Origin of the sequence: Ensifer sp. Root31 (assembly GCF_001424825.1) — a bacterium.
In the GTDB taxonomy this organism is placed as follows: domain Bacteria; phylum Pseudomonadota; class Alphaproteobacteria; order Rhizobiales; family Rhizobiaceae; genus Ensifer; species Ensifer canadensis.
Genome location: NZ_LMCO01000055.1, coordinates 1 through 8,121, shown reverse-complemented (window position 1 = coordinate 8,121; position 8,121 = coordinate 1). Strand labels below are relative to the sequence as shown.

Annotated in this window: 8 protein-coding genes; 6 read left to right on the top strand and 2 right to left on the bottom strand. The window is 62.3% G+C overall.

The window, feature by feature from the left end; all coding sequences use genetic code 11:
* Nucleotides 1-411 precede the first annotated feature (411 nt).
* From ASD00_RS31555 to ASD00_RS31545, 3 genes are all read left to right on the top strand, one after another.
* A complete protein-coding gene (locus ASD00_RS31555; protein ID WP_025427589.1) occupies nt 412-1,059 on the top strand; it encodes a TetR/AcrR family transcriptional regulator C-terminal domain-containing protein in 648 nt (215 codons plus the stop codon).
* 248 nt (nt 1,060-1,307) lie between these two features.
* Nucleotides 1,308-2,327, top strand: coding sequence for a ketol-acid reductoisomerase (gene ilvC, locus ASD00_RS31550; protein WP_025427588.1), 1,020 nt, complete (start codon nt 1,308-1,310; stop codon nt 2,325-2,327).
* 37 nt (nt 2,328-2,364) lie between these two features.
* Nucleotides 2,365-3,042, top strand: coding sequence for an NUDIX domain-containing protein (locus ASD00_RS31545; RefSeq protein WP_225906316.1), 678 nt, complete (start codon nt 2,365-2,367; stop codon nt 3,040-3,042).
* A gap of 289 nt (nt 3,043-3,331) precedes the next feature.
* Here ASD00_RS31545 and ASD00_RS31540 read toward each other — a convergent pair whose 3' ends face one another.
* The gene (locus ASD00_RS31540; protein WP_025427586.1) at nt 3,332-3,577 is read right to left on the bottom strand and encodes a helix-turn-helix domain-containing protein; all 246 of its coding nucleotides are present in this window, start codon (nt 3,575-3,577) and stop codon (nt 3,332-3,334) included.
* Between the two features lie 401 nt (nt 3,578-3,978).
* Nucleotides 3,979-4,362: a hypothetical protein gene (locus ASD00_RS31535; protein WP_025427585.1), complete on the bottom strand. Its 384-nt coding sequence runs from the start codon at nt 4,360-4,362 to the stop codon at nt 3,979-3,981.
* A 325-nt stretch (nt 4,363-4,687) separates the two neighbouring features.
* On the opposite strand from ASD00_RS31535, the gene ASD00_RS31530 reads away from it, so the two are divergent.
* The 3 genes from ASD00_RS31530 (at nt 4,688) to ASD00_RS31515 (ending at nt 7,658) form a co-directional block, all read left to right on the top strand.
* Nucleotides 4,688-5,320 (top strand): LysE family translocator, encoded by a 633-nt coding sequence (locus tag ASD00_RS31530; RefSeq protein WP_025427584.1) that lies wholly within the window; start codon nt 4,688-4,690, stop codon nt 5,318-5,320.
* A gap of 83 nt (nt 5,321-5,403) precedes the next feature.
* Nucleotides 5,404-6,366 (top strand): helix-turn-helix domain-containing GNAT family N-acetyltransferase, encoded by a 963-nt coding sequence (locus tag ASD00_RS31525; RefSeq protein WP_025427583.1) that lies wholly within the window; start codon nt 5,404-5,406, stop codon nt 6,364-6,366.
* Nucleotides 6,367-6,701: 335 nt separating this feature from the next.
* Entirely contained in the window at nt 6,702-7,658 is a 957-nt protein-coding gene (locus ASD00_RS31515; protein WP_025427581.1) for an MYG1 family protein, read from the top strand.
* Nucleotides 7,659-8,121: the final 463 nt, after the last annotated feature.

Sequence of the window (8,121 nt, the reverse complement as noted above, 5' to 3'; positions counted from 1 at the left end):
CCGCCCGTCACCTCTGATCGATCAAAGCCTCACCGATGCCGTCAACGAGGCACACGTCTCAAGGCCCGCGCCTTCCCTCCCGCGCGAGCGGGTTCGTTCATTGGCGCATGGTTGCCATCGCACCAACGCCGGCAAGCGCGCAGCGGCATGCAGAGATTGCGTCGCTGTCGTGCCGGAAATAGCGGGTGTCCCTGAAACTCGGAGCGTTGGTTAAGCACAAGATCACGACGACATCCTTCTATCCCGCGGGGCGTCGAGCTCTTCCAGTTTTGCATCCTCAGCCCATGAGGATCCACATCCGCTGCCGCTGTCGAAATTTCGCCCACTCGACAAAATCGCCTTGACGCTTCCGTCGCGCTTGATTAGAACACTGCGAACCGTACCGTACGGTACTCAAATGGGTGGAGCCAGGTGCAAAGCGTTGCTGCGACAAAAGAGGCGAATGCCGGGAGCGGCCTGACCGAGCGTCAGGGTGTCGTCCTCGAAGAGGCGTTGCGTCTGCTTGTTGACGGCGGCGAGAAGGCGCTGACGACCGCCGGTGTCGCGCGGGCTGCCAACTGTTCGAAGGAAAGCCTCTACAAGTGGTTCGGCGATCGCGACGGGCTGTTATCGGCGATGATCGGTTTCCAGGCGAGCAAGGTGCGCACGCTGGATGTCGCCGCGAGCGCGCTCGACGCCGAAAGCCTGAGCCGGCATCTGGTTGTCTTCGCCAAGGATCTGCTCGAGGTTCTTGCCGGCGACGTGTCGCTGGCGCTGAACCGGCTGGCGATCGGCCAGGCGAGCCGCGAAGGCTCCAAGCTCGGCCACATGCTGCAGGAGCGCGGACGCCGGCAGATCGGGCGGCGTGCTGCCGCTCTGCTGGAGGCCGGCCGCAAGGCGGGGCTGCTCGCGTTTGACGATGCCGACGAAGCCTATGGCGCGCTTTACGGGCTGGTCGTTTCCGACTGGCACCTGAAGATGCTGCTCGGCGAAGAGGCCGGCGAGATGAAAAAGAGTTTCGGCCGCAAGGCGGAGCAGGCGGTCAGCGCCTTTCTCACGCTCTACGGCCGGAAGGTTTAACGGCGGGGGAGATCTCCGCCTGCAGCGCCGCGTGTCGAAGACACGCAAAGGTCGCTGCGGAACTGAAATTGCAGCGGCGCGTGTCGAAGACACGCAAAGGCCGCTGCAGAACTGAATTGCAGCGCCGCGTGTTGAAGACGCGCAAAGGCCGCTGCAGAAACGGAATTGCTGCATGGCGCCTGGATCGATCCCGGTTCAGGCATCGTGCAGCGGAAATACAACTGATAGCAACGGGAAGGACCATTCAAATGCGCGTCTATTACGATCGTGATGCCGACATCAACCTCATCAAGTCCAAGAAGGTCGCCATCGTCGGCTACGGCAGCCAGGGCCGCGCCCACGCGCTGAACCTGAAGGATTCCGGCGCCAAGGAAATCCGCGTCGCGCTGAAGCCGGGTTCGCCAACGGCTGCCAAGGTCGAGGCCGATGGCCTCCAGGTTCTTTCGGTCGCCGAAGCTGCCAAGTGGGCCGACCTGATCATGATGGCAACGCCGGACGAACTGCAGGCCGAAATCTACACGGCTGACATCGCCGGCAACATCCGTGACGGTGCTGCCATCGCATTCGCACACGGCCTCAACGTTCACTTCGGCCTGATCGAGCCGAAGGCGACGCTCGACGTCGTCATGATCGCACCGAAGGGCCCGGGCCACACGGTTCGCGGCGAATACCAGAAGGGCGGCGGCGTTCCCTGCCTCGTTGCCGTTCACCAGGACGCTTCGGGCAACGCCCTTGACCTCGCGCTCTCCTACGCCTGCGGCGTCGGCGGCGGCCGTTCGGGCATCATCGAAACCAACTTCAAGGAAGAGTGCGAAACCGACCTCTTCGGCGAACAGGCAGTTCTGTGCGGCGGTCTCGTCGAGCTCATCCGCGCCGGCTTCGAAACGCTGGTCGAAGGCGGCTACGCGCCGGAAATGGCCTATTTCGAGTGCCTGCACGAAGTCAAGCTGATCGTCGACCTGATCTATGAAGGCGGCATCGCCAACATGAACTACTCGATCTCGAACACGGCAGAGTGGGGCGAATACGTCACCGGCCCGCGGATCATCACGGCAGAAACCAAGGCCGAGATGAAGCGCGTTCTCACCGACATCCAGACCGGCAAGTTCACCTCGGAATGGATGCAGGAATACAAGTCGGGTGCGGCCCGCTTCAAGGGCATCCGCCGGGTCAACGACAACCACCAGATCGAAGAAGTCGGCGCCAAGCTGCGCGGCATGATGCCGTGGATCGGCAAGAACAAGCTGGTCGACAAGGCGAAGAACTAAGTTTTAGCGATCAAATGCATAGGAAAGGCCGGGGCGCATGCTCCGGCTTTTTTCGTTGCTGCAGCAAGCGATCGTCGCCGCGCCGCCGCAGGCGGGCTCGACCATTGCGCGGCGTGCTGTCGAGGAAACGGATGCCAGGATCGACGTCGGGCGCGACCACGCCTCATGGAGGCACTTGCCTAATTCGTCCCGGTGTTCGACATTGGCCCGCTACCTCATGGAAAGCGCCCCGATGAGCCCGATGAGATCGTATCTGGCGGAACTGCGCGGTTTGATCGGAAACCGCTTGCTCCTGCTTCCCTCCGTCGCCGCCGTCATCCATGACCACGCGGGCAATCTGCTGCTGCAGGAGAAATCTTCGGGCGAGGGGTGGAGCCTGCCTGCCGGCGCTATCGAGCCCGGCGAAACGCCGCAGGAGGCCGTCATTCGCGAGGTGGTGGAGGAGACCGGCCTTACGGTTGTGCCTGCAACCATTCTCGGCGTCTTCGGTGGGCGGGAATTTCGCTACACCTATCCGAATGGCGATCACGTCGAATACATCGTCACACTGTTCGGGTGCCGGATCGTTGACGACTGCGGGGAGTGGACAGACAGCGAGACAAGATCGCTTCGATATTTCGGGCCGGACGAGATGCCGCCACTCGCATTGCCTTATCCGGTTTCCACGTTTTTCTCCCAGGGATCCAATCGCCTTGTCCGTTCACCGGGACGGTGAGGAGAGCACTGATCGACGTCACGGGAGGCAAAACATTGCGGTGAGCATGACGGTGGGTCCGTTGCGGCAATGAACGTCTTTGCGGAAGAGCTTTCCAAAAACGAAGGAAGCCGGGGCGAAAACCCCGGCTTTCCCTTTTTGAGCCAATGGCCGCTGGGCCAGATTTCAGTCCAGACTCTCGGCTTGAAGCAGCGGCGGTTGAGCCTTGCTGCAAGAGAATGGTCTATCGTAGGTCGCATTTCGGGGTGGGCATGTGCCCGGCCCGGACACTATGTGCCCGGCACCGCCGTTAGTGTGTGGCGGTGAAGGTGGTAGGCGAGACTTGCAGGGCGGCAGCGATGCGCTGCAGCTTGACGGGATCGGTATCGGCACCAAGTTCGACCTTGGAGATTTCCGTTTCCGTCAGGCCTGTGGTTACCGACATATCATCGACGGTGTAGCCGTGGGATTCACGCGAACGCTTTACAGCGGCTCCGATGCTGACACGCGAAACAGTGGCGTCGGAAGCCTTATTCAGATTTTTCTTAAAGGACATGAAGTGTCTCCTTCGTTCGTCCACCGACAAGGAGTTTCGTCGGGTGAAGGGGGCCCGAAAATATCGTGCGACTCGAATAATGAGAGGCGTTCAGGCCTCGCTAATATAGTCAGGGCGATCGCCAAGGCAAGCTGGTCCCGGCATTTTTGAGTGGACAGAGCCGCTGGGCCCTTTGGCAGGCAAGCGTCTGCCGCAATGAAAAATCGTTTGGAAACCTTATGATATAGTGCCTGAGGCGACGGGTGTGCCCGCTCAAAAAAACTGGTGCGGGCATGACTTTTGCGGTGAAAGGAACATCGCCGGTGGCTGGCTTTGCGTCGTCACTGTCTGCGGAGGGTACTGCCGGGCAATCCTGCAGCAGACCCGCGCCCAGAGCAGGGAGCAGGCCTGCCCCGTGTCGGTCAGCGAAGGGGCGTGCAGCCCTTGACGTGAGGCGCCTTGACGCGGCCGGCCTGAAGGTCGCTCCAGAGGGGCAGGGACGGATCAGGCCCACCCAATGTCGCTTCGAAGGTGGCGCGGTTCAGCTTGACCAGGTTACCGGCCGAGGTGATGCTGACCAGCTCTTTCTTGCTGACAACGGCTATGCTGACATTCATGCGGCAGAAGAAGCGCTTGTCGCCGTTCGATGCGACCCAGCCATGCAGGCCGGCCTTGTTCTTGGTGAGTTTGCTGACCTTATAGCCCTGCTTTTCGAGCTGGGCCAAGGATTCCGCGTGGGCCAGACCCGGCATGAGGGTAAAGCCGATCAGCGTGGCTGCGAGCAATCGCTTGAATGAAATGGTCATTAAGTTTCAACCCCTGATTACAATATGACAACGTCTCCTACGGTCAAATCATGTCGAATACAACTTGGATCTGTCTTGTTGTCGAATGCCGAAATCCGCATTGGTTCTTCGCGCGGCAAGCAAGCGTCCAAGTGATGGGCGAACGGCGATCATCAGCCTTGCGCCCGATATTCCACAATGCTGGCACTTGAGCTCGCAACCGCATGATGCACCCGCTTTTGCCGACCCCGCATCCCCACAGGCCGTAAGGCGGCTTTCACGCCGGCCTTGCCATTCCCACGAATCCGGCTAAACCGAAATTCCGGCCACCTCAAAGGAAGATGTCATGCCGGATTTTTCCACACTTGCACTTTTTGCCGCCGCGTCGCTGGTGCTAACCGCCACGCCCGGTCCCGATATGCTGCTGATCGCTTCACGCAGCGTCAGCCAGGGGCAGGGGGCGGGGTTCCTCACCTATGCCGGAATCGCGCTCGGCACCTATTGCCATGCGCTTGCCGCCGCCCTCGGACTGTCGCAGCTGATCGCCACCGTGCCGATCGCCTATGAGATCGTGCGCTGGGTCGGCTGCGCCTATCTGCTCTATCTCGCCTTCAAGACCCTGCGCTCGCAGGCGATCGACTTTTCGCCGTCCGCGTCGCTGAAGCGGCTGTCACTCCGGCGGATTTTTGGCGAGGGGTTGCTCACCAACCTGCTCAACCCGAAGATGGCGCTGTTCGTGCTGGCGCTGTTTCCGCAGTTCATTCGGCCCGAAAACGGCGCGATGATCGTGCAGACGCTGGTGCTGGCGACGGTGCTGAACGGCATCGGCTTTCTCGTCAATGGCGCGGTGATCCTGCTTGGCGGCCGGATCCGCAGCCGGTTCACGTCGCCCACCCGCTTCAAGAAGCTGCCGCAATATCTGCTCGCCACCGTCTTTGCTGGCCTTGCCTGCCGGCTGGCGCTCGGGGCCAGGAACTAATACGCCTCGACCGATTGCCATTTTATGTTGACTCAATCAACAAACCGTTGTTGATTGAGTCAACTCATGCTGGATCATTTCCCATGGCACTCACCAACGATCACCCTGATGTGGCGGCGCTGCGCGCCTTCAACCGTCTCTACACCAACCGTCTGGGCCTGTTGAACGCCCATCTCGACCAGAGCCCGTTCACGCTCACCGAAGCGCGTATCCTCTACGAGCTTGCCCATCGGCAAGAGACGACGGCGGCCGAGCTGATGCGGACGCTTCAAGTCGACCGTGCCCAGCTCAGCCGCACGCTAAAGCGGTTCTCCGATCGCGGGCTGGTCGAGAAGTCGGACCATCCGGAGGGTGGCCGCCGCCAGCCGATTTCGCTCACCCCTGCCGGGCGCAAGGCGTTCACCGCCCTGGAGCAGAACACCCGCGAGGCGATCGGCAAGCTGCTGGATACATTGCCATCGACCGAGCGCAAGCGGTTGATCGCGGCCACCAGCACCATCAGCGAGATCCTTGAGGACAAGGCAGGCGGGGACTTAATGCTGCGCGATCTGAAGCCGGGCGATCTCGGCTGGATCATCCATCGCCAGACCGTGCTGTATGTTCAGGAATATGGCTGGAACCAGGAGTATGAGGCGCTGGCTGCGGGCATCCTCGCGGATTTCGTAAAATCCTTCGACCCGGCCCGCGAGGCCGCCTGGATCGCCGAAATCGACGGCCGCGTCGTCGGCTCGATCTTCCTCGTGGCCGGCGACAAGCCTGATGTGGCCAAGCTGCGGCTGCTCTATGTCGAGCCGGATGCGCGCGGACGCGGCGTCGGGGCGGCGCTGGTTGCCGCCTGCATCGAGCGCGCCCGCACTGTCGGCTATCACACGCTGGTGCTGTGGACCAACAGCGTGCTGACCTCGGCCCGGCGCATCTACGAGCGCGCCGGCTTCACGCTCACCGAGGAGGCGCCGCACCATTCCTTCGGCAAGGACCTGGTGGGCCAGACCTGGTCGCTCGATCTCGGGCAGGGGGTGAAACGGAAAGTGGCCGGCGAGCGATAAGAGGCACAGGTCTTCTGTCCGCGCCGCGTGGTTCCCATCCATCGTCCCGCATAGCGGGGCAACGGCGCGGGGCTGCGCCCCGGCGGCAGATCCGTTGTGGGTTGACGGCGGCCTATCCGCGTGCGGCGAAATCCTCCGGATCGGGCCGCCGCTTGGTGTTCCGGGCCGGAACCGAAAGCACCTCCGTCTGAAACGCAAGGCCGTGCCGGATGAGGGCGCGAACCCCGGAATAAGCGATCAGAGGGTTGAGATGGCGTCTGGCAAAGGCTATCTGGTGCCATCGCAAACGCCCCTCGGGCGAACTTTCTTCAGAAAACCACAAGGCGTATCCCGGCATGAGCCCAGAATTCCTCGTCACCCATTCCGGTGGCTTCCATGCCGATGAGCTCATGTCGAGCGTCATCCTGACCCGGCTGTTCCCTGAGGCGAAGATCGTGCGCAGCCGGGCGCCGGAGTGGATCACACCCGGCACCGACCGCATCATCTACGACGTCGGCGGCGCCTATGACGCTGAAACCAGGATCTTCGACCATCACCAGCGCGGCGCACCGCTGCGCGATGATGGCCAGCCCTACAGCTCGTTCGGCCTGATCTGGAAGCATTATGGCCGCGATTATCTCGCCGCCTCCGGTGTCCCGGAAGCGCATGTCGAGGCGGTGCACGCCTCCTTCGACAAGAGCTTCGTGCTGCCAATCGATCTGGTGGACAATGGCGCGCTCAGCCCCTCCGTTGCCGGGCCGCTCGCCGGACTGACGCTGCCGGCGCTGCTCGAAACCCTGAAACCGGTTTTCGACGAGACCGATCCCGGCGCCGATGATCGCGCCTTCCATTCAGCCCTCGCCATCGCCCGCAGTTTCGTCGAGGCCAGCATCGGCCGTAGCGCCGCAAAACTGCGTGCGGAAGCCGTCGTGCACCAGGCGATCGTCGATACCGGCGAGGCCCGTGTGCTGGAGCTGCCGATGGGCATGCCGTTCCGTCCCGCCATCGTCAAGGCAGGCGCCGATCACCTGCTGTTTGTCGTCCACCCGCGCGACAAGGACTGGTGCCTGACCGGCATCCGCCGCGCCGACGAGGGCTTCGAGCTGCGCGCCGACCTGCCGGCCGCCTGGGCCGGCCTCACCAACGCCGACCTCGAGGCCGCCTGCGGCGTTGCGGGCGCCACCTTCTGCCACAACGGCCGCTTCATCGCCGCCGCCAAAACCCGCGAGGCAGCGCTGGCGATGGCGGAACTGGCGGTAACGGAGGCTGTCTCTGTCGCGCAAGGGCAAGCGACGGCTGCTCAGGTGGCGTGAGCCATCGAGTGACGATTGTGGTGCAGTCCGACCACTTGCTGCCATGGGCTTGTTGAGGAAGCGCTGCACCACTCGTCGGACTTGGCCGAAGTGACCAGAAACGGCCAAGCACTCTCTGTGTCCGGCATGCGGGATACGGCTTATGTGGGGAGAGAGTTCCCGCCCGCAGCCGGCTGATGGCACCAACCTATTCGCGAAGCGGCCGCAGTATCTGCCTGTCGTCGTCTTTGCCGGACTGGCTTTCTTTCTGGCGCTTTGCAATCATTACGTCCGCAGTCGGCCGATTTCGTTGAAAAACTCGATGGATTTCCGCCCATCCGCCCGTTTTGGTCTTTTGGGCGCGGGGTCATCGGTTATCTGCCCTGCGCCTTAGCGCAAGGTATCGATGTATGCCGCGCTCATGCGGCGATGGCGCGGTATAGCGACCTTTGCGGCCTGAGTTTCGCGAGCCTCCTGAGGTTTT